Genomic DNA, 21,541 nt, shown 5'->3' on the forward strand with positions numbered 1-21,541 from the left:
GACCTACTTCCGCAGCTTCGGGTCGAGGGCCTCGCGCATCGCCTCGCCGAGCAGGGTGAAGCCGAGCGCGGTGACGATGATGGCGAGTGCGGGCAGGATGGCCAGCCGGGGCGCGGCGTCGAGGTAGCGCTGCGCGTCGGCGAGCATCACGCCCCACTCCGGGATGGAGGCGTCGTTGTTGCCGAGGCCGAGGAAGGAGAGCGCGGCGGCCTCGATGATCGCGGTGGCCAGGGTCAGCGTGGCCTGGACGATCACCGGGGCGAGCGAGTTCGGCACCACGTGGGTCAGCGCGATCTTCGGCTTCTTCACGCCCAACGACGTCGCAGCCAGCACGTAGTCGCTGTTCGCCTGGGAGATCATCGAGCCGCGCAGCAGCCGGGCGAAGACCGGCACGGAGACCACGCCGACCGCGATCATGACGGTGGTCAGGCCGGAGCCGAGCAGCGCGGCGATGCTGATCGCGAGCAGCAGGCTCGGCATGGCCAGCAGCATGTCGACGAAGCGCATCAGGATGTTGTCGACGGCCCGGCCCCACCGGCCGCCGAGGCCGGCGGCGGCGCCGGCGACGCCGCCGATCAGCGACCCGACGGCCAGGCCGATCAGCGTGGAGATGATGCCGACCAGCAGGGTCTGCCGGGCACCGACGATCATCCGGCTGAACTCGTCGCGGCCGATGTGGTCGACGCCGAACCAGTTCTCGGCCCGGGGGCCCGGGAAGTAGCCGATGTTGTCCCGGATCTCGCCCTTCCAGAGCTGGGCGTCCGCCGGGTGCGGGACCAGGAACGGTCCGACGATCGCGACCAGCAGGAACAGTCCCAGGATCACCGCGCCGACGATGGCGGCCGGGTTGCGCCGCAGCCGGCGGAACGCCTCCTGCCAGAGGCTGACGCCGCGCTCGTCGTCCCGGGCGGCCAGCTCGGCGAGCCGGTCGATCTTCTCGCGCTTCTTGCCGGTGATCGCCGTCATCGCACCCTCACCCTCGGGTCGATCACGCTGTAGGAGAGGTCCACCAGGAGGTTCACCAGCACGTACACCACCGCGATGATCAGGATGAAGCCCATCAGCACGGGGTAGTCGCGCTGGCCGATCGCCTCGGCGACGAACGCCCCGATGCCGCTGAAGGCGAAGACGGTCTCGGTAAGCACCGCGCCGGAGAGCAGGCCGCCGGTGAGCAGGCCGATCGAGGTGACCACGGGCAGCATGGCGTTGCGCAGCACGTGCCGGCCCCGGACGGTCCGCTCGGTCAGGCCCTTGGCCTCGGCGGTGCGGACGAAGTCCTCGTTGAGCACCTCCAGCACGCTGGCCCGGGTGATCCGGACGATGATCGCCAGGGGGATGCTGGCCAGCGCGAGGCCCGGCAGCACCAGGTGCCAGAGCGCGTCGGCGGCGGCGTCCCACTCCCGGGTCATCAGCCCGTCGAAGACGAAGAAGTTGGTGATCCGGGTCGCCCCGAGGGTCGGATCCTGCCGGCCGCTGGACGGGAACCAGCCGAGGTTCTCCGAGAAGATCGCCTTCAGCACGTACGCCAGGAAGAAGACCGGGATGCAGATGCCGATCAGCGACCCGCCGACCGAGAGGTGGTCGAGCATCCGGCCCCGGCGGCGGGCGGCCAGGTAGCCCAGCGGGATGCCGATCCCGATCGCGATCACCATGGCCATCACGGTCAGCTCGACGGTGCCGGGGAACCGTTCGATGAACTCGGTGACGACCGGGCGCTTGGTGGAGGTCGAGGTGCCCAGGTCCAGCTTGATCAGCCGCCGGACGAACCGGCCGTACTGGATCAGGATCGGCTCGTCGAGGCCGAGGTTGCGGCGGATGGCGGCGCGCATCTCCGGCGTGCCGCGCTCACCGAGGATGGCGGTCTCGGGGCCGCCCGGCAGCCGGCGCAGCCAGATGAACAGCAGGAGGGAGAGCCCGATCAGCGTCGGTATCAGCTGGAGCAGGCGTCTGACGATGAACCGGAACACGGCGGCCTCGGTAGGGGGTGCGGAGGGGTGCGGGCGGGCGCCGTGGTGACAGCGCCCGCCCGCGTTCGTTGCGTCAGATCAGGACTTGAACTCGGCGGTGGCGAACCGCTCGTCGGTGAGCGGGCTCGCCTTGATCCCGGTCACGTCCTTGCCGAACACGATCGCCGGCGGCGAGTGCGAGATCGGCACACCCGGCAGGCGATCCATGATGGCCTTGTTCAGGGCCTTGTACTTCTCCACCCGGGCCGCCGGGTCGGCGGTGGTGTCGGCGTCCTTGAACTGGTCGAAGAGGGCCTTGTCGTTGAAGCCCCACTCGTCCTTCGGCCGGTCGAAGAAGGTGCCGATGAAGTTGTAGGCGTCGCCGTAGTCACCGGTCCAGCCGAGGAAGTGGATGTCGTGCTTGGCGCCGGAGGTGGTGGCGTTCAGGTAGTCCGGGCTCCACTTCAGCGGGATGGCCTGGACGTTGATGCCGACCGCCTTGAGGTCCGCCGAGAGCAGCTCGAAGATGTCCTTCGGGTTCGGCATGTACGGCCGGGTGACCTCGGTCGGGTAGTGGAACCGCAGGGCCAGGTTCGACGCGCCGGCCTCGGCCAGCAGCTGCTTGGCCTTCTCCGGGTTGTAGTCGTACTTGGTCACGTCGCCGTTGAAGCCCTCGACGGTGTCCGGCATGAAGTTCACGCCGACCTTGGCGCCCGGGGGCAGCTTCGAGTCGACCAGCGCCTGGCGGTTGAGCGCGTACGCGATCGCCTGGCGGACCCGGATGTCGGCGAGCTTCGGGTTCCCCTTCTGGTTGATCGCCAGGTAGAGGACGTTGAACGCCGGCCGGGTGAGCATGTTGAAGCCCTCGGTCTTCAGCGGCTCCACGTCGGCCGGGCCGACCAGGTCGTAGCCCTGGATGTCGCCGGAGCGCAGCGCCTGCTTGCGCGCGTTCTCGTCCGAGATGGTCTTGTAGATGATGGTCTTCAGCTTGGCCTTGGTGCCGGCGTAGTCGTCGTTGCGCTCGATGGTGAGCGTCTTGTTGGCGACGTCCCAGGACTTGAACTTGAACGGGCCGGTGCCGGTCGGGTGCTCCATCGCGTACGACGGGTACTTGATGTCCTCGGCGGTGCCGCCCACGTTGCTGGCGTCGTACTGCTCCAGCGCCTTCGGGCTGTGCATGGAGAACGAGGGCAGCATCAGCGCGGCCGGGATCTTGCTGGAGACCCGGGTGAACGCCAGGTCCACGGTGGTGGCGTCCTTGGCGGTGCACGACTTGAACAGGCTCGGTGGCAGGTCGGCGTTCTCGTTCTTGGCGAACCCGCCCATGACGTCCTGCCAGTACGCGGTCACGTCCGGGCTCTGCATGAGGCCCTTGCCGTTGTACCAGCGGTTGAAGTTGACGCACACGGCCTCGGCGTTGAAGTCGGTGCCGTCGTGGAACTTCACGCCCGAGCGGAGCTTGAACGTCCAGGTGGTGCCGGCGGCGTCCGGGGTCCACGACTCGGCCAGCCCCGGGGTGACCTTGGTGCCCCCCTCCTCCGGCCGGACCAGGGTCTCGAAGACCTGACGCGCCACGCGCAACGACTCGCCGTCGCTGGCAAAGCTGGGGTCGAGGACCTTCGGGTCGCCGGCCACGCCGAAGACCAGAGTGTCCTTCTTGCTACCACCGGAACTGTCGTCGCGGTCGCTCTCGGCGCAGCCTGCTACCGCGAGGGCCGCGACCGCGACGGCCGCGACAGCGACCTTCGGCCTGGGTGCACGCATGGGTGCTTCACCTCGTCCTTGGGGGTACGGACAACGTGGTGACAGGGGTCACCGATGGCCGTGACCTTAGTCGCCGTTCGGACCGCCGGGAAACTGCCGAGGAAGCGGTTGGTACCGGATCGTGTCTTAACCGGTGCGCCTCGCATGCGACGGCCCAGCGGACCGCCACCAAAGGGTACGATTTGCACTGTTTCATAGATGCGAATTTGTTACATCGCCCGTCGCCCCCGCCCGATCACATGTCAGATCCCCACAGTGGATCGGGACGCCGAAAGGACCGACGGCCGGCACCGGGAAACCGGTGCCGGCCGTCAAGTCGTCGGGTACGGTCAGACGGCGCGGCGCCCCTCGAAGGCGCGGCCGAGGGTGATCTCGTCGGCGTACTCCAGGTCGCCGCCGACCGGCAGGCCGCTGGCCAGCCGGGTCACCGTGATGCCCATCGGCTTGACCATCAGCGCCAGGTACGTCGCTGTCGCCTCGCCCTCGGTGTTCGGGTCGGTGGCGAGGATCAGCTCACGCACCACGCCCCCGCTGAGCCGGGTCATCAGCTCCCGGATGCGCAGGTTGTCCGGCCCGATCCCCTCCAGCGGGTTGATCGCCCCGCCGAGCACGTGGTAGCGGCCCCGGAACTCACCGGTCCGCTCGATCGCCACCACGTCCTTCGGCTCCTCGACCACGCAGAGCACCTCGTCGGTGCGGCGCGGGTCCCGGCAGATCCGGCACTGCTCGGACTCGGCGACGTTGTAGCAGGTGGTGCAGAACCGCACCAGATCCTTGACCTTGCGCAGCGCGCCGGCCAGCCGGTTGACGTCGGCCGGGTCCGCCGACAGGACGTGGAAGGCGATCCGCTGGGCGCTCTTCGGGCCGACGCCCGGCAGCCGCCCCAGCTCGTCGATCAGGTCCTGGATGGCACCTTCGTACATCTAGCGGCCGACTCAGAAGCCGGGCAGGCCGAGGCCGCCCATGCCACCCGTGACCGGACCCATCTTCTGCTCGGTCAGCGCCCGGGCCGCCTCGGCGGCGTTGTGCAGCGCGGCGACCACCAGGTCCTCCAGCGTCTCCACGTCCTCCGGGTCGACCGCCTTCGGGTCGATCTTGATGCCCTTGATGTCGCCGGAGCCGGAGACGGTCGCCGTGACCAGGCCACCACCGGCGGTGCCGGTCAGCTCGGCCTCGGCCAGCTCGGCCTGCGCCTTGGCGATCTGCTGCTGCATCTTCTGCGCCTGCTTCAGCATCTGCTGCATGTTCGGCTGTCCACCTGGGCGCACGGATGGCTCCTTCTCGCACTCGTCTGCTCGGCCGCGCCCAGCCTAGCCGGGGCGCGGCCGGTTCTCCGGCACGGGCGACACCCGCCTCAGCGGGCGTCCACCTCGTCGATCTTCTCGGCGCCGAACGCCTCCCGGAGCAGCTGCACCGCCTGCTCCTCGCTGGACTGCCGGGCCGTCCGCTCGTCGATCACCTCGTCGAGGGGTTCGTCGCCCGGGTCGAAGCCCTCGTAGGCCGGGGTGGCCGGTGCCGCGGGGCCCGGTCGGCCACCGCCGCGCACCGGCCCGTCGTAGTCGGGATCGTAGGGCGGCTCGCCGGCCCAGTCGGCGTCCGCCGTCCGCCGGGCCCCGTTCTGGGTACGCGGGCCGCGGCCGGCCGCCGCCGCCCGCGCGGCGGCGATGGCGCTGCTGACCGGCGCGCCGCCCGCACCGCCACCGTTGCCGGCGGCGCCGTTGGCCGGCGGGGCGGCCGGTGCCGGGCCCGCGCCTCGTGCCCCGGCGGGCTCACGCGTCGGGGCGCCGGGGGCGGGGGTGCGGGGCGGGGTGTCCGCCCCGGGGCCGGCGGCGGGCGGCGCGACCGGCCCGGTCCCGCCCGGGCGGGCCGCCTCCGGCCAGTCGTCGCCCTGCGTCGCGTTCGCGGCCGGCGCGGCCCCGCCGGGGCGGGCCGGCTCGGGCCACTCCTCGTCCCCACCGGCCGACGTGGCCGGCCCGGCCGGAACCGCGCCGCCCCGGCCGTCCGGCGCGCCGGACGTCGGGCGGGCGGCGGGGGCGGTCGGTGCCTGCGGGGCCGGGCGGGCCGCCGCGGGAGCCGCCGCCCGAGGGCCGCCGCCGCCCCGCTCGCCGGAGATCTCGCACCGGATCTGCCAGCGCCCGCCCAGCTCCTCGTAGAGGGCGTCGGTGAGCACCTGGGCGTGGTCGGACATCATCTTGGCCAGCACCGTCGACTTCACGGTCAGCAGCAGCACGTCGCCGTCCAGCTCCCGGACGACCGCGTCCCGCATCAGCGCCGCGATCCGCTTGTTGGTCCGGTTGACCTTGCCGACCACCTCGGGCCACGCCCGGCGCACCGCCACCGCGTCCAGCGCGCCCGGGGCCGCCGCACCGGGACGGGGCGGGGACGGGGTGCCCGGGTCGGGCAGGACCGCCTCCGGCGGGACCTCCCGCCGAGGCACGACCGGGGCGACCGGAGCCGCCGACACGGGAGCGGCGGGCGGGGGCGGGTCGCCCGCCGCGGCGGCGGACGCTGGCGCGGGCGGCGTGGCAGCCGTGGGCGGGGCGGCCGGCTCGGGGCGTACCGGAGGGGCGGGGGCGACCGGCGCGGGGCCGGCGGCGGCCGGCGGCTCGGCGCCGCCGAGGGTGATCCGGCGCTCCATCCGCTCCAGGCGCTGGAGCAGGGCACCGGTCGAGTCGTCCGCGCCCGGCAGCAGCATCCGGGCGCAGATCAGCTCCAGCAGCAGCCGGGGCGCGGTGGTGCCGCGCATCTCCACCAGGCCGTTGTGCACGATGTCGGCGCACCGGGACAGGGTGGCCGGGCCGAGCCGCTGGGCCTGGGCGGTCATCCGCTCGATCTGGTCGGCCGGCCCGTCGATCAGGCCCTTGGTGGCGGCGTCGGGCACCTGCTGGAGCACGATCAGGTCGCGCAGCCGCTCCAGCAGGTCGGAGGCGAACCGGCGCGGGTCGTGCCCGGCCTCGGCGACCCGGTCCACGGTCGCGTACGCCGCCGCGCCGTCCCCGGCGGCCAGCGCGTCGCACATCTCGTCGATCAGCGCCGAGTCGGTGACGCCGAGCAGCGCGGCGGCCCGGGCGTAGCTGACCCCCTCCGGACCCGCGCCGGCGATGAGCTGGTCGAGCACGGAGAGGCTGTCCCGGGCGCTGCCGCCGCCGGCACGCACCACCAGGGGGAAGACCGCCGGGTCGACGGTGGCCCCCTCGGCCTCGCAGAGCTGCTCCAGGTACGGCCGGAGCACCTTCGGCGGGATCAGCCGGAACGGGTAGTGGTGGGTCCGCGACTTGATCGTGCCGAGGACCTTCTCCGGCTCGGTGGTCGCGAAGATGAACTTGACGTACTCCGGGGGCTCCTCGACCAGCTTGAGCAGGGCGTTGAAGCCGGCCGACGAGACCATGTGCGCCTCGTCGATGACGTAGATCTTGAACCGGCTGCGGGCCGGCGCGAAGAACGCCTTCTCCCGCAGCTCCCGGGCGTCGTCGACGCCGCCGTGGCTGGCCGCGTCGATCTCCAGCACGTCGATGGACCCGCCGTCGGTGGCCAGCGAGCGGCAGGACTCGCACTGCCCGCACGGCTCCGGGGTGGGACCCTGCTCACAGTTCAGCGAGCGGGCCAGGATCCGGGCGCTGGAGGTCTTGCCGCAGCCGCGCGGGCCGGAGAAGAGGTACGCGTGGTTGAGCCGCCCGCTGCGCAGCGCCTGCGACAGCGGCTCGGTGACGTGCTCCTGCCCGATGACCTCGGCGAAGGTGCGCGGCCGGTACTTGCGGTAGAGCGCCAGTGCCACCCGTCCCGCCTCCTCTCGACCGAGCCATTCTGCGCCGGTCGGGCGCGGGTGACCACCCACCACCCCGTGAACCGACCCTGACCCTGATCCGCGGGTACGGTACCGGCGCCCGGAGACAAAAAGGCCTCCCGTGCACCCGGCAGAGCTCGCTTATCCTTGCTGCCTTCCGGCCCTGGGGAGGTTCACGAGATACCGCCGCACGGGAGGTGACACCCACCCTACCCGACCGCCGGTCGATCTTCGGGGGGTGGTGGGGTGGCCGGGCCGCGACGGACCTGTATTCTGTCCCACGGAGGATTCGCCTAGAGGCCTAGGGCGCACGCTTGGAAAGCGTGTTGGGTTCACACCCTCACGAGTTCGAATCTCGTATCCTCCGCTCACCTGAGCAGCACGAACGCTGGGCCGATCCCCTCACCGGATCGGCCCAGCGTTGTCTGTGTCGGGAAGCACTTGAGCCTGGACTGGGCACGCTCGACCTGGGCACGCACCATCCGGCGCCGCGCGTCCAGGCCGGCCTGCCGGTCGGGCAGCTCGCTGCCGTCGCGGGCCTCGCGGTACGGATGATCACCTCAGGATCGCCGCGGTAGCCGCCGTCGGACAGTCAGGTCGAGGTTGAGTGCATTCTTCTGGTAGACGACGTCGTGCCCGTGCTCGCCGGCGAGAATGGGTACGGGGGATGGCCGCAGGCGACTGCGGCCATCCCCCGTCAGCTACGGGTTCAGCAGGTGGTGTTGCGGGCCGGGACCCAGCCGTCCAGCGACGGATCCTCGGCGCCGTGGCCGTAGAGCCAGGAGTCGGCGTCGATGGCCCAGACCTGACCGTGCCAGCGGAATCCGCGCCCGGCCGTCAGGGTGCGCAGCACGAAGCCGCTCTGAGGCGCGGCGCGGAGCCAGGTGTTCTCCCTGAGGTTGCAGACAATGCCCCACGCGTCGCTGGCCGAGGCTGGCGTGGCTACCACGCCCGTACCGGCAATGATGACAGTCATGGCCGTCAGTGCATGCAGAAGTCGGCGTTTCACTCGTGTCCTTCCGTGTGAGCAGTGACGATTTCTATCACGATCCAGTACGCGATGTCGCTGGCCGACTGACGGACGCGCGTACCTCGCCGAGGGCAGCGTCCGGCAGGCCCGCAAACGGGTGGACGCATCCGCAACGGCCTGAGGTGACGGTCCGGCCGTTCGGTCGACGGTGCCGCCCGGCCGTCGCGCGAGGTGACCGTTCATCTGGTTACGGCCGTCGATCCGACCTTCTAGGGTGTCGGGGCGTCCACAGCGAGCGGGGGGTTCTGGTGCGTCGGAGAGTTGCGAGCGTCTCGGTTCTGGCCGTGTTGGCCGGGCTGACAGTCGGTGCCCCCGCGGAGGCGGCGGACGAATTCCGGACCGTCACCCGGGAGGGCGTCGTCCTCCAACACCACCGGGTGGCGAAGATGGGCGGCCCGGTGAAGAAGATCGGCATCCGGGTGAAGGCGACCGGTCCCACCCGATCCGACTTCGACGGCGACGGCGTCGACGACGTCGCGGCCACCGGCGACCCCTTCGAAACCAACCTCCCCCACTACCCGACCGGCGTGGTGACCGTGCGCTACTCGTCCGCGCCGCAGGTCGACTATCTCCTGGGTGTCCTGTCGTCGGACGGCGGCTGCGGCTGCTTCGGTATCGCGCTCGTGGCGGGCGACTTCAACGGCGACGGCTACGACGACCTGGCTGTCGGCGACTCGGACGAGGTGGATCCGGGCACCAAGGTCCACGCCGGCGGAGTCTGGGTCATCCCGGGCAGCCGGACGGGCCTGGTCGTCGACGCGACGACCCACTTCAACCAGAGCTCGCCGGGTGTCCCGGGAGACCCGGCGAACTACGACCGGTTCGGGTCGGCGCTCGCGGCCGGCGACATCAACGGGGACGGCCGCGACGACCTCGCGATCGGCGCGTCCGGCAAGTCGATCGGAGGCGCGGCGGAGGCCGGCACGGTCACCGTCCTGCTCGGCGGATCGGGGGGCCTCACGGCCACCGGCGCCCAGCAGCTCCACCAGGGCCAGGCCGCGGTGCCCGGCTCGGCCGAGCGCAACGACCACTTCGGCTTCACGCTCGCGATCGGCAAGGTCAACAGCGACCGGTACGCCGACCTGGTCATCGGTGCCCCGCACGAGAACGACGGCGTGTCCTGGGACGGCACCGGCATGGTCACCCTGATGTGGGGTTCGGCGGCCGGGGTCTCGCTCACCGGGGCCACGTCGGTGACCGGAGCGGCGGTGTACGGGTCGACGGGCCGCAGCGACACCATCGCGTGGTACCTGGGTGAGGCTCTCGCGATCGGCGACGTGGACGGCGACGGGCTGGGCGAGGTGGTCGCCGGTGCGCCCGGCGCCCAGACCCCGCACCTCAACGGTGGCCTCGTCGCGGTCTTCACGGGCCGCTCCGCCGGCCTGTCCGGCAGCGCCGTACGGATCATCACGCAGCGCACCGCCGGCGTACCGGGTGACCCCGAGGACGACGACCGCTTCGGTGCGACCCTCGCAACCGGCGACGTGGACGGCGACGGCAGGGCGGACGTGCTGGTCGGCACGCCCGGCGAGGCCGTCGGCTCGACGGCCGAGGCCGGCGTCGTCACCCTGCTCAAGGGCTCCGCCGGCGGGCTGACCGGGAGCGGTGCCCAGCAGTTCGACCAGAACCACGCGGCCGTCCCTGACTCGTCCGAGCGCGGGGACAAGTTCGGTGCCTCCGTCGCACTGCTGAGCCTCGACGGCGTCGGCGGGCTGGACGCGGTCGTGGCGTCGTACGGGGAAGAGGTGGCCGGCGACCACCCCGGATACCCGTCCGGGTCGATCAGCTCGTTCCGCGGCTCCACCGGCGGGCTCGTCCCGCAGTCGACCTCGTGGAGTGGTTTGTCCGTACGCACCGAACGCGTCTGGCCCATGCGGTACGGCCTGCGCATCGCCGGGCCGCAGAGCGGCGGCGCGGTGTACTGAGCAGGGCGGGCCGGGTCGACACCGGCACGAGTTCAACTCTCGTAGTCTCCGCTCGGAAGAGCGGCACGAAGGGTCGGCCCCGGCGGGGCCGCCCCTTCGTCGTCTCCCGGCGCGGGAGTGATCGGGGGCGACGGTCGGCAAAGAGCACCGTTGTGGCCTGATGCGCGACGTGCACACCACGCAGCGCCCCGGTACCTTCCGGGCAGCACCGGCGCTCCGCTCCCGGTCGTACACATGTTCCATCCACAGCCTGTGGATGCCGGAGGGGTCCGATGAGTTACCAGCTCAGCGCGGTGGTCGCCGACGTCGAACTGCTCCGCGAGCAGACCGCCGACCTGGACCACGCCGTGCTCGCCGCGCTGCGCCAGGATTTCGCCCTGCTGCCGGTCACCCCGCAGCTCGTCGAGGAGCTGACCGGATCACTGCCGGACTTCGTCGTGGCCGAGCCCGGCCCCGACCGGCCGTTCGAGCTGGTGCTCTCGCCGGCCCTGGCCGCGCTGTTCGCCGGGTGGTCGGGGCTCGGGCCGGTGGCGTACCTGGAGGCGGAGTTCTCCGGCGGCGTCGGCCGCCAGGCGGCGGTGGTCTGGCTGGCCGGCGCGGTGAGTTGGGGGCCGCACTTCGACGACGTGCTGGACTCCCCGCGCGAGCAGTGGCCGCTGAACGCGGCGCTGGTCCGCCTCGGCGCGGAGCCGGGCCGGTGGATCGACCCGTTCGCCGAGCTGGGCCTGCACCTGGAGCGGAACACCGACGGCTGGCTGACCCACGGCCGGCGCGGGCTCACCGCCGACTACTGGGACGAGCTGGCCGAAGAATGGGAAATCAGGGAATCCGTCGCTCGGCAGCAACCTGAACGCCCCGGTCCCGTTGGGGACTGGGGGATTCCATGAAATTGCGGCAATTCGTTTTCATTGCGACACTACTGGCGGCTGCCTCGATCGCCGGCAGCGGCGTGCGTCCACAGGGGCCGGTCGACGCCGGCAGCGGCCTTCGCCCGCCCGACCCGCCCGGTGCCGGCCGCCCGGCCCGCCCCGCGGAGGTCGTCGACCTGCGTGGGCTGCGCAACGTCGAGTTCGGCGACACCGAGGCGGACCTGACCCGGCGCGGCATACTCCGCGCCGAGGTCGACGCGTGCGGGCCGACGCTCGCCGGCCACGAGGAGGCCAGCCCGATCTTCGTCGACGACCGGCTGGTGCTGCTCTGGCTCGACGATCCGGTCCGCACCCCGGAGGGCGTCACCGTCGGCACCCCGGTCGACCAGGTCAGGGCCCGCTACGCGCGGGTCAGCCGGCTGGACGCCCCACACGGGACGTACCGGTTCGACGGCCTGTTGGCCCGCCGCGGCGACCGCGCGTACCTCTTCCTGCACGACGGCCGCACGGTCCGAAAGATCATCGCGGGGTACGCCGACTGGGCCCGCCGCCTCTTCGCCGAGGGCTACGGCCCCTGCTGACCCTGGGCGAAACCGGACCAAGGGAAGGAACCGGCGCCCGCCGCACCCACCACGAACGTCTTAGCGCACGAACTGAGGCCGAAAGCGGAATGCCCGGCCGATCCTGGCGGATCGACCGGGCATTCTCGCACTTCACGAGCGGTGGCGGCGGGATTTGAACCCGCGGAGGGCGTAAACCCTCACACGCTTTCGAGGCGTGCTCCTTAGGCCACTCGGACACGCCACCGCCGAGAAGGGTACAGGACGCCGGGTCCGGATGCCGAACCGGTATCGCCCCGGCCGGCCTGGCAGGATTCCTGCCATGAGTACGCACATCGGCGCGAAGCCGGGAGAGATCGCCGAGCGGGTCCTGATGCCGGGCGACCCGCTACGGGCCAAGTGGATCGCGGAGACCTACCTCGAGGGCGCAACGTGCTACTCGACGGTCCGGGGCATGCTGGGCTTCACCGGCCGCTGGAACGGCGTCGAGGTCTCCGTCCAGGGCTCCGGCATGGGCATGCCGTCGGCCTCGATCTACGCCCACGAACTGGTCAACGAGTACGGCGTGAAGTCCCTGATCCGGGTCGGCTCCTGCGGGGCGCTCGCCGAGGATCTCCAACTGCGGGACGTGGTGGCGGCGATCGGATCCTCCACCGACTCGAACATGAACCGGATGCGCTTCGACGGGCTGATCGACTACGCCCCGGTCGCCGACTTCGGGCTGCTGCGTACCTCGGTGGAGGTGGCCGAGCGGCGCGGCGTCACCATGCGGGTGGGCCCGGTCCTGGCGGCGGACGCCTTCTACACCGACCGCCCCGACCTGTACGACACGCTCGCCGACTACGGCGTGCTGGCCGTGGAGATGGAGTCCGCGGCGCTCTACACGATCGCCGCCCGGTTCAAGGCCCGGGCGCTGACCCTCCTCACGGTCAGCGACCACATCAAGACCGGCGAGAAGACCACCTCGGAGGAGCGCGAGCAGACCTTCTCCCAGATGGTCGAGATCGGCCTGGACACCATCATCGCCTGACCACTCCGCCCCTGCGGGATCGCGCTCGATCCAGGAAACAATGGCGTCCGGCTGCCCGGACGCCACCACATCCGGGATCGAGCGCGATCCTGCCCCCGGCGCGCCCCGCCACGGCGGATCTCGCCTCAGCGGAAGAAGGCCCGCAGGACGGCGGAGTTCTCCGCCTCCAGCACCCCCCCGTAGACCTCGGGGCGGTGGTTGAGGCGGCGGTCGCGCAGCACGTCCCAGAGCGAGCCGGCCGCCCCGGTCTTGGGCTCCCACGCCCCGAAGACCACGGTCGGGATCCGGGCCAGCACGATCGCCCCGGCGCACATCGTGCAGGGTTCGAGGGTCACCACCAGGGTGCAGTCGTCGAGCCGCCAGCGGCCCAGGCGCTCGGCGGCCCGGCGCAGCGCCAGCACCTCCGCGTGCGCGGTCGGGTCCCCGGTCAGCTCCCGCTCGTTGCGCCCGACGGCCAGCTCGACCCCGCCCGGACCGTAGACCACGGCACCCACCGGCACGTCGTCCGCCGTCGGACCGGGGCCGGCCGGTTCCGGGCCGGTGACGGCGACCTGGAGCGCCCGGCGCATCCACAGCTCGTGCCGCTGCCGGCGGCCGGTCCCGTCCAGTTCCGCCAGTCCCTCGGCCGCGCCCGGCCCGACCCGCCCGACCGCGCCGGGGGTCGGCTGGCCCGGTCGCACGGGCCCCAGCGCCGGGTCGGTCGCATCGGCCGGCTCGGCGGCACCCGCCGCCGCCGAGCCACCACCGGTCAGCCCGGCCCCGCCGGTGGAGGGTGCCGGGTCAGACGCCACGCAACTCCTCGACCTCTTCGGCGCAGCCGAGGATCTGGCACACCTCGGTGGTGACGTCGGCCGGCAGCATCCCCTCGTGCGTGCAGAGGGCCAGCAGCCGCTGCGTGGAGATGCCCAGGTCCGCCAGGAGGTCCGCGTCGCCGACCGGGTCGGCCTCCGGGTCGACGGCCGGCTGCTCGTTGTCGTCCTCGCTCCCGGCCGCGCTCGACCGGGGCTCGTCGGTCTCGTCGAAGCCGGTGACCGACGCCTTGAGGTCCCCGACCAGCAGGGCACCGAGCCGGGACTCCTCGGCGTACGCGGAGTCGGAGCCGAAGACCCGCAGGTCCTCCCCCTCGTCGAGGCGCAGGATGACCAGGTAGGCGTCGTCGGCCTCGACGAAGAGCAGCGACAGGTCGGCGTCCGGCTCGACGTCGCGCAGCCGGTCGGCGACCTCGTCGACGTCGGTGGCGCCGCGCAGGTTCACCTCGGCGGCTGCCCAGCCGCCCTCGTCGCGCACCACCGCGGCAGCGAAGTACGACACGGTCCCCCCAATAGCCTCGGCACAACTCGCCGACTCGTTACGCGTGCACGTTAACCGGTCGGGTCGGCAGGCGACCGGTCAACGCCCCGAAGGGCCGGTCAATCCGGTTGGAAAGTGCGGCGGCCGGCCGGTGCCGGCTCAACCCGCGACGCGACGCCGGGTGGCGATCAGCTGCCGCAACCGCTCGGTGCGTGCGCGCTGCGGCCGGTCCTGCTTGCGTACCGCTCGGGCCCCCGCCAGCTCGGCGAGGATCTGTAGGCGGCGGCGGCTCCGCTCGGGGTCGAGGCGGGAGGTGGTCCAGGCCATACCGCCGAGGGTGCGCCGTCGGAGCGGGTACGTCAAGACGGGATTCTGTGTGCAGCCGGGCCGCGACCGACGGTGCTCGGCCGACCCGGGCGGGCCCCGCGCCGGGCACCTGCCGTCGGCGTGGTGGGCGGTGCCGAGCCGCGCGGCGGCAACTCCGGTCACCGGCCTCGCGCCGCGCCGGCTGCGGTCTCACCACAGGGGCCAGTCGCCGACGGTCGCCCAGCGCACAGCGACCACCGCGGCGGCGACGCTCCAGCCGCCGGCGGTGACGATGGCGACCCCGGTGGCCACCCCCCGGTCGCCGAACCGGACGAGCGCCAGGGCGGCCAGCCAGGCCAGCCCGCCGGCGAGGACGGTCCACCAGGCGTACCCGGGGACGTCGTGGCCGAGCAGGCCGAAGAGCACCAACCAGGCGGCGGCGAGCGCGCCGCCGGAGGCGACGCCCGCCCCGGTGACGGGGTGCGGTTCCCGCCAGGTCGGCCGCGACGGCGGCCCGGAGGGGAAGAGCCCCGAGGGGGTACGCGAACCGGGACGCCCCGGTTCCGGATCGGCGGGGAGGGTGGGCTGCCAGGTCGTCACCGTCACTCCTTCCGAGCCGGCGCTCCCGCACCGGGCGATCCTGCCTACCCGGGCGATCCGGCCAGTCGGGCGATCCGGCCAGCCGGGCGGGACTGGTGCCGGCGGCGCCCCGGACCGTACCGCCCAACCGTAACCGTTCTGTCAGGATGGCCGGATGTCCTCGCGCTTCCCGCGCCGGCGCCGCGTGCGTACGGCGTACCCGGTCCTGCTGCTGCTCGCGCCGGTGCTGGCCGCCGGCTGCTCGGCGCCGCCGCCGTCCGCCGCGCCGAGCAGCCGCGGGTGGGTCGGGCCGACCGGCCCGGCTACCGCCGACCGGCCGGCCACGCCGCCGGCACCGCCGACGCCGACGCCGGCCCGGCCGTCGGCCTCGACCGCGCCGACCCGGGCCGGCCTGCGGCACGTCTTCCCGGTACGCGCCGGCAACGTCGACTACCACCCGACCCACTCGGCGTACCCGGGAACGGACATCTTCGCCGACTGCGGCGAGCCGGTGGTGGCGGTGACCGACGGGACGATTCTTGAGGTGAGCCGGGTGGACCGGTTCGACCGGCGGGGGCCGCGGGGGCCGAACAACGGGGGCCTGTCGGTGTCGCTGCTGGGCGACGACGGGGTGCGCTACTACGGCTCGCACCTGAGCGCGATCGCCACCGGGATCGACGCGGGTATCCGGGTGCGGGCCGGCCAGCAGCTCGGCAGGGTGGGCCGGACGGGCAACGCGAACAACGTCTGCCACCTGCACTTCGGCATCTCGCCGCCCTGCACCGCCCGGGGCGACTGGTGGATCCGGCGGGGGGTGGTCTGGCCGGCCCGCTACCTCGACTCGTGGCGGCGGGACGGCAACCGCGAGCCGGCCGTCGAGGTGGGCGCGTGGCGGCGCGAGCACGGCTGCCCGAAGGCCCCGGCGGCCGGCGGCGGGGGCGGCTGACCGCGCCGGGTGGGCAGCCCGCCGGGAGCGGGCCCAACCGCTCGGCCAATCGCGACATCACGGCTTAACCGGTCGGACACATTGACGCATGTCTCGGGAAGCGGTTAACGTCGCCTCCTGAGAGAGCGCTCTCACAGGTAACGAACCTCCCGATTCCGACCAAGCGCCGCCGCCGGCCGGTCCGGCAGCCCCGCGCGATGGAGGCACCCGTGACACCTCCCGCACCACACCGCCACCGCCTCTGGGCCCTCGCCTCGACCACCGTCCTCGCCCTCGTCGCCGGCGGCCTCGCCGTCGCCGCCAACACCGCCCCCGCCGAGGCCGCCCCGGTCGGCGCGGGCAGCTACACCATCACCCCGGTCGGCCCGTTGCCCTCCGGGTGCGGGCAGCTCTCCACCAACCCCCGGCAGTTCGTCACCGCCGACGCCCCCGCCGGGGCCGTGCCCACGAACGACTGGTGGTCGTCGCTGCTGTTCAAGCGCACCGACTGCGCCTACAGCGAGCCGCTGCACGCCCACCCGCTCTCCTACGACACGTTCACCGACGGGCTGGGCTTCTCCGCCAACTCCACCCCGGCGATCAGCGGCACCGCCACCGGCGTCGGTGAGTTCCACTACCCGTACGTGCAGGACATCCGCGTCGGGGTGGCCGGGCTGGCCGCGCCGACCGTGAAGGTGGCCGACTGGACCGACTGGACCGTCACCCCGTACTGGAGCGACGGGGCCCGGACGATGCGGGCCACCATCGGCCACGGGCTGCCGTTCGCGTACTTCCAGACCACCGGCGGCGACGCGGTGGTCAGCGCCAACAGCGCCCCGACCGTCTGGTCGAACAGCGGCGCCACGATCGGCTTCACCGTCGCCGGCCACGACTACGTCGGGTACGCCCCGAGCGGCGCGAGCTGGACGGTCAGCGGCGGCCGGATCTCGTCCACGCTGGCCGGCAGGGGCTACTTCTCCCTCGCCCTGCTGCCCACCACCGCGAGCAGCACCGCGCAGGAGCGCGCCGACCTGGCCGCCTCCTACGGCCGGTACGCGCACGCCCACGTCACCGGCACCCGGGTCTCGTACGCCTACGACCAGGCCAGCAGCCGGATGACCACCACGTACGCGTTCACCACCACGGCCCGGGAGGGCACCGCCACCCAGACCGTGGTCAGCCTCTACCCGCACCAGTGGAAGGCGCTGACCGGTTCCACCCCGATCGCCCAGAGCTACCCGTCGGCCCGGGGCCGGATGAAGGTGCTCACCGGCGTCAGCCAGTTCCGCACCGCGATGACCTTCCAGGGGGTGCTGCCCGAACTGCCGGCCGTCGGCGACGGCTCCGGCGCCGACCTGACCACGCTGCGCGACCAGCTCGCCGCCGTCCGGGGCAACCCGATGGACCAGCGCGGCGGGGACACGTACTGGACCGGCAAGGGCCTCGGCCGGGCCGCCCGGATCGCCGAGGTGGCCGACCTGGTCGGCGACACCGCCACCCGGGACAGCGCGTTGAACGCCGTCCGGGCCACCCTCACCGACTGGTTCACCGCCTCGCCCGGCAAGGCCGCGAAGGTCTTCTACTACGACCAGAACTGGGGCACGCTGATCGGCTACCCGGCGTCGTACGGGTCCGACCAGGAGCTCAACGACCACCACTTCCACTACGGCTACTTCATCGCCGCGGCGGCCACGCTGGCCAAGTTCGACCCGCAGTGGGCCACCGACGCCCGCTACGGCGGCATGGTGGACCTGCTCATCCGGGACGCCGACAACTACGACCGCAACGACACCCGGTTCCCGTACCTGCGGGACTTCGACATCTACGCCGGCCACGACTGGGCCTCCGGTCACGGCTCGTTCGGCGCCGGCAACAACCAGGAGTCCTCGTCGGAGGGGATGAACTTCGCCAACGCCCTGATCCAGTGGGGCCAGGCCACCGGCGACACCGCCGTCCGCGACGCCGGCATCTTCCTCTACACCACCCAGGCGGCGGCGATCCAGGAGTACTGGTTCGACCACTCCGACCAGAACTTCCCGCCCGGCTTCGGGCACTCCACGGTCGGCATGGTGTGGGGCGACGGCGGGGCGTACTCGACCTGGTTCAGCGCCGAGCCGGAGATGATCCAGGGCATCAACCTGCTGCCGGTCACCGGCGGCCACCTCTACCTCGGCTACGACCCGGCGTACGTCCGGACCAACTGGGCGGAGCTGGTCCGCAACAACGGCGGGCAGCCGACGGTGTGGCAGGACGTCCTCTGGCAGTTCCAGGCGCTCGGCGACGCCAACGCGGCGCTGTCGAGCCTGCGGGCGAACCCCGGCTACACGCCGGAGGAGGGGGAGAGCCGGGCGCACACCTTCCACTGGATCCGCAACCTCGCCGCGCTCGGCACCGTCGACACCACGGTCAGCGCGAACCACCCGCTGAGCGCCGTGTTCACCCGCGACGGGGCGAGGACGTACGTGGCGTCGAACATCACCGCCGGGCCGATCACCGTCCGGTTCTCCGACGGCACCACGCTCACCGTGGCGGCCGGGAAGACGGCCACCACCGGGGCGTACACCTGGAGCGGCGGCAACGCGAGCGGCGGCGTCGGCCCGGGCCCGACGCGGACGCCCACCCCGACCCCCACCAGCCCGTCGCCGACCCCGACCAGCCCGAGCCCGACCCCCACCACCCCGCCGCCGTCCGGCTCGCCCACCCGGTACCTGCTCAGCGGGGGCGGCCTCGGGGCGGCCGGCGGCGCCGCCAGCACGACGGTGGCGGCGGCCAACGGCAACCACGACGGCACCCCGACCAACGCGCGGGTGTTCACCGCGACCGGCCTCAACCTCGGGTACGCCGGTGGGCAGACCGCGTTCGACCTGTTCCTCGACGCCGGCGCCGCGGTCGGCAACGGGGTGCAGGTGCGGGTCTCCTACGACCTGACGGGCAACGGAAGCTGGGAACGGGTGGAGACGTACCGCTACTTCGCCACCGACCCGGTCGCCGGGTACGAGCACTACACCCACGCCGCCGGACTGGCCGCCAGCAGCGGAACGCTCGGCAACCTGACCGGCGGCACCGTCCGGGTGGAGGTCTGGTCGGCGATCGGCAACAACCCCACCACCCTCGGCCTCGGCAACCAGTCGGTCGTCAGGCTGCCGTACTCCTGATCCGACGCACCACCACCCCCGCGCCGCCGGTCGCCCCCCCGACCGGCGGCGCGGGCGCGTAGGTTGCAGGGCATGACCGCCCGGGACCCCGTCGCCGACCTTCGCCGGATCGCCTTCCTGCTGGAGCGGGCCAACGAGGCGACGTACCGGGTCCGGGCGTTCCGGTCGGCGGCGAAGGCCCTGGCCGCACTGCCGGCGCACGAGGTCACCGAGCGGGCCCGCGCCGGCAGCCTCACCGACCTGGCCGGGGTCGGCGACGTCACCGCGCGCTGCGTCGCCGAGTCGCTGACCGGCGAGGAACCGGTCTACCTGCGCCGGCTGGTCGCCACCGAGGGCACGGACCTGGACGCCGCGGCCACCGCGCTGCGTACGGCGCTGCGCGGCGACTGCCACACCCACTCCGACTGGTCCGACGGCGGTTCGCCGATCGAGGAGATGGCGCTCGCGGCGGTCGAGCTGGGCCACGAGTACGTCGTGCTGACCGACCACTCTCCCCGGCTGAAGGTGGCCCGGGGGCTGACCGCGGACCGGCTACGCAAGCAGCTCGACCACGTGGCGGCGGTCAACGCGGCGCTGCCCGAGGGGTTCCGCATCCTCACCGGGATCGAGGTGGACATCCTCGCCGACGGCTCGCTGGACCAGGACGAGGAGCTGCTGGCCCGCCTCGACGTCGTGGTCGGCTCGGTGCACAGCGCGCTGGGCGACGAGCGGGGCAGGATGACCCGGCGGATGCTGGCCGCGATCGCCAACCCGCACCTGGACATCCTGGGCCACTGCACCGGCCGGATGGTCTCCTCCCGGCCGGCCGGGGTGAAGGGGCCGGGCGACCGGGCGCACCGGCCGCGTACCCGGGCCGAGAGCGACTTCGACGCGGACGCCGTCTTCGCCGCCTGCGCCGAGCACGACGTCGCCGTCGAGATCAACTCCCGCCCCGAGCGGCAGGACCCGCCGAAGCGGCTGATCCGCCGGGCCCTGGAGGCCGGCTGCCGGTTCGCCATCAACACCGACGCCCACGCCCCGGGGCAGCTCGACTGGCAGCGGTTCGGCTGCGAGCGGGCGGCGTTGTGCGGCGTCCCCGCCGACCGGGTGGTCAACACCTGGCCGGCGGACCGCCTGGTGGAGTGGGCCCGGCGCTGATCAGCGGGCGGCGGGCCCGGTCGCCGGCAGGCGATGGACGCTCCCGTCGACCGCCGACGCGGCCGGCTCCTCGATCGGGGTGCTCCCCTCCTCGGCCACCGCCGGGCCGGGAGCTACCGCCGCCGGCCTGCGCCGGCCGAGCAGGCCCTGCGTCACCGCGACGCCGACCAACACGACCAGCGCGCCGACCGGCTGGTGCCAGTTCAGCCGCTCGTCGAGTGCCAGCGCGCCGATCAGCACCGCGAAGACCGGGACCAGGTAGGTCACCGTGGCGGCGGTGCTCGCCCCGGCGACCCGGATGTTGCGCAGGTTGATCACGAAGGCCAGCCCGGTGCCGAGCACGCCCAGCGCGAGCACGCTGGCGAGCACCCCGACCGAGAGGCCGGTGGGCGCCGGCGGCGCCCCGGCCACCAGTGGCCCCACCACGGCGAGCTGGGCGGTCGCCAGCACGAGCTGGGCCGCCGACAACGACACCCCGGAGTGGGAACTGCCCGCGATGAACCGCTTCTGGTACGGGATGGCGACGCCGTAGCAGGCCGCCGCGCCGAGGCACATGAGCTGGCCGGTGAAGTGGGCCCCGCCGACGCCCTCCCAGACGCCGAGCACCACGAGCACCCCGACGAAGCCCAGCCCCAGCCCGACCGCGCTGCGCGACATCAGCCGCTCGGTGCGGAACACCAGCACCGCCATCGGCAGCACGATCAGCGGCGTGGTGGCGTTCCAGATCCCGGCGAGCATCGACTCGACCCGCTGCTCGCCGTACCCGAAGAGGGTGAACGGCACGGCCACGCCGAGGGCCGCGGCCACGAAGAGATGGGCCCACACCCGGGGCTCCCGGGGCAGCCGGTCGCGCAGCAGCGGGAGCACGGCGAGCAGGGTCAGCGCCCCGGCGGCGACCCGGTAGAGGGTGAGGTGCAGCGGGTGCAGCTCCCGGATGCCGACCTTGATGAACAGAAAGCTGGAGCCCCAGATCGCGGCCAGCGCGAGGAAGCCCGGCAGCCAGCTACGCAGCGCCGACCTGTCAGGGGTGATGTCCGCTCTCACCCCTGACACTCTGCCGGAGCCGTACGATGAAGTCCCGCGCTTTTCGGCCATCGTGTCGCCCACCACAGCAACCGCATATCCACAGGCGGCGGTCGAGCTGTTCACCCTCGGCGAGTTCGACGGCTACGACACCGCCGCCGGGGCGGTCGGCGGGCACGGCTGCGGGTCGGCGCGCCGTTCCCGAGCGACTTCGACCC

Annotated in this window: 19 protein-coding genes, 2 tRNA genes and 1 other RNA gene; 8 read left to right on the plus strand and 14 right to left on the minus strand. The window is 72.9% G+C overall.

Going from position 1 to position 21,541, the window contains the following annotated elements:
* Positions 1-3: 3 nt before the first annotated feature.
* The 7 genes from C5N14_RS30155 to ffs all read right to left on the minus strand — a co-directional run bounded on the left by C5N14_RS30155 (position 4) and on the right by ffs (position 7,694).
* A complete protein-coding gene (locus C5N14_RS30155) occupies positions 4-966 on the minus strand; it encodes an ABC transporter permease (RefSeq protein ID WP_117673099.1) in 963 nt (320 codons plus the stop codon).
* Entirely contained in the window at positions 963-1,967 is a 1,005-nt protein-coding gene (locus C5N14_RS30160) for an ABC transporter permease (RefSeq protein ID WP_117673101.1), read from the minus strand. The genes C5N14_RS30155 and C5N14_RS30160 overlap by 4 nt, the downstream gene beginning before the upstream one ends.
* A 78-nt stretch (positions 1,968-2,045) precedes the next feature.
* Complete coding sequence (locus C5N14_RS30165; protein WP_117673103.1) at positions 2,046-3,710, minus strand: ABC transporter substrate-binding protein; 1,665 nt, start codon at positions 3,708-3,710, stop codon at positions 2,046-2,048.
* A 329-nt stretch (positions 3,711-4,039) separates the two neighbouring features.
* Entirely contained in the window at positions 4,040-4,633 is a 594-nt protein-coding gene (gene recR / locus C5N14_RS30170) for a recombination mediator RecR (protein ID WP_117673105.1), read from the minus strand.
* Positions 4,634-4,645: 12 nt separating this feature from the next.
* Positions 4,646-4,954, minus strand: coding sequence for a YbaB/EbfC family nucleoid-associated protein (locus C5N14_RS30175; RefSeq protein ID WP_243640253.1), 309 nt, complete (start codon positions 4,952-4,954; stop codon positions 4,646-4,648).
* A gap of 110 nt (positions 4,955-5,064) precedes the next feature.
* Positions 5,065-7,485 carry a DNA polymerase III subunit gamma and tau gene (locus C5N14_RS30180; protein WP_117673109.1) on the minus strand — a complete coding sequence of 807 codons (2,421 nt, stop codon included), beginning with the start codon at positions 7,483-7,485 and terminating at the stop codon, positions 5,065-5,067.
* Between the two features lie 119 nt (positions 7,486-7,604).
* An RNA gene (gene ffs, locus C5N14_RS30185) (signal recognition particle sRNA small type) lies at positions 7,605-7,694 on the minus strand.
* A gap of 82 nt (positions 7,695-7,776) precedes the next feature.
* On the opposite strand from ffs, the gene C5N14_RS30190 reads away from it, so the two are divergent.
* A tRNA-Ser gene (locus C5N14_RS30190) sits at positions 7,777-7,861 on the plus strand.
* Positions 7,862-8,203: 342 nt separating this feature from the next.
* Here C5N14_RS30190 and C5N14_RS30195 read toward each other — a convergent pair.
* On the minus strand, positions 8,204-8,470 hold the full coding sequence (locus C5N14_RS30195; protein WP_128763705.1) for a hypothetical protein: 267 nt from the start codon (positions 8,468-8,470) through the stop codon (positions 8,204-8,206).
* A gap of 302 nt (positions 8,471-8,772) precedes the next feature.
* Here C5N14_RS30195 and C5N14_RS30200 point away from each other — a divergent pair, with 302 nt between their 5' ends.
* The 3 genes from C5N14_RS30200 to C5N14_RS30210 all read left to right on the plus strand — a co-directional run bounded on the left by C5N14_RS30200 (position 8,773) and on the right by C5N14_RS30210 (position 11,899).
* A complete protein-coding gene (locus C5N14_RS30200; RefSeq protein WP_117673113.1) occupies positions 8,773-10,449 on the plus strand; it encodes an FG-GAP-like repeat-containing protein in 1,677 nt (558 codons plus the stop codon).
* Positions 10,450-10,721: 272 nt separating this feature from the next.
* Positions 10,722-11,336 carry a hypothetical protein gene (locus tag C5N14_RS30205; RefSeq protein ID WP_117673115.1) on the plus strand — a complete coding sequence of 205 codons (615 nt, stop codon included), beginning with the start codon at positions 10,722-10,724 and terminating at the stop codon, positions 11,334-11,336.
* On the plus strand, positions 11,333-11,899 hold the full coding sequence (locus C5N14_RS30210; protein WP_117673117.1) for a hypothetical protein: 567 nt from the start codon (positions 11,333-11,335) through the stop codon (positions 11,897-11,899). Before C5N14_RS30205 ends, C5N14_RS30210 begins: the two co-directional genes overlap by 4 nt.
* A gap of 139 nt (positions 11,900-12,038) precedes the next feature.
* On the opposite strand, the gene C5N14_RS30215 is transcribed toward C5N14_RS30210, so the two are convergent.
* Positions 12,039-12,125: transfer RNA gene (locus C5N14_RS30215), tRNA-Ser, on the minus strand.
* Between the two features lie 75 nt (positions 12,126-12,200).
* On the opposite strand from C5N14_RS30215, the gene deoD reads away from it, so the two are divergent.
* Positions 12,201-12,908: a purine-nucleoside phosphorylase gene (gene deoD / locus C5N14_RS30220; protein ID WP_117673118.1), complete on the plus strand. Its 708-nt coding sequence runs from the start codon at positions 12,201-12,203 to the stop codon at positions 12,906-12,908.
* Between the two features lie 125 nt (positions 12,909-13,033).
* Here the strand turns inward: deoD and C5N14_RS30225 are convergent, their stop codons facing one another.
* From C5N14_RS30225 to C5N14_RS30235, 4 genes are all read right to left on the minus strand, one after another.
* Positions 13,034-13,477 carry a nucleoside deaminase gene (locus C5N14_RS30225; protein ID WP_207892944.1) on the minus strand — a complete coding sequence of 148 codons (444 nt, stop codon included), beginning with the start codon at positions 13,475-13,477 and terminating at the stop codon, positions 13,034-13,036.
* A 211-nt stretch (positions 13,478-13,688) separates the two neighbouring features.
* Complete coding sequence (locus C5N14_RS30230; RefSeq protein ID WP_117673120.1) at positions 13,689-14,219, minus strand: tRNA adenosine deaminase-associated protein; 531 nt, start codon at positions 14,217-14,219, stop codon at positions 13,689-13,691.
* Positions 14,220-14,357: 138 nt separating this feature from the next.
* Positions 14,358-14,561, minus strand: a complete 204-nt coding sequence (locus C5N14_RS31880; protein WP_128763706.1) for a hypothetical protein — start codon at positions 14,559-14,561, stop codon at positions 14,358-14,360.
* A gap of 153 nt (positions 14,562-14,714) precedes the next feature.
* Entirely contained in the window at positions 14,715-15,104 is a 390-nt protein-coding gene (locus tag C5N14_RS30235) for a hypothetical protein (RefSeq protein WP_117673142.1), read from the minus strand.
* 154 nt (positions 15,105-15,258) lie between these two features.
* Here C5N14_RS30235 and C5N14_RS30240 point away from each other — a divergent pair, with 154 nt between their 5' ends.
* From C5N14_RS30240 to C5N14_RS30250, 3 genes are all read left to right on the plus strand, one after another.
* Positions 15,259-16,029: a M23 family metallopeptidase gene (locus tag C5N14_RS30240; protein ID WP_117673122.1), complete on the plus strand. Its 771-nt coding sequence runs from the start codon at positions 15,259-15,261 to the stop codon at positions 16,027-16,029.
* 209 nt (positions 16,030-16,238) lie between these two features.
* Complete coding sequence (locus tag C5N14_RS33885; protein ID WP_256371577.1) at positions 16,239-19,163, plus strand: glycosyl hydrolase; 2,925 nt, start codon at positions 16,239-16,241, stop codon at positions 19,161-19,163.
* 72 nt (positions 19,164-19,235) lie between these two features.
* Positions 19,236-20,300 (plus strand): PHP domain-containing protein, encoded by a 1,065-nt coding sequence (locus C5N14_RS30250; RefSeq protein WP_117673126.1) that lies wholly within the window; start codon positions 19,236-19,238, stop codon positions 20,298-20,300.
* Here the strand turns inward: C5N14_RS30250 and C5N14_RS30255 are convergent, their stop codons facing one another.
* Positions 20,301-21,395, minus strand: a complete 1,095-nt coding sequence (locus C5N14_RS30255; RefSeq protein WP_117673144.1) for a DMT family transporter — start codon at positions 21,393-21,395, stop codon at positions 20,301-20,303.
* Between the last annotated feature and the right edge of the window lie 146 nt (positions 21,396-21,541).

It is taken from the genome of Micromonospora sp. MW-13 (genome assembly GCF_003434305.1).
Classification (GTDB): domain Bacteria; phylum Actinomycetota; class Actinomycetes; order Mycobacteriales; family Micromonosporaceae; genus Micromonospora.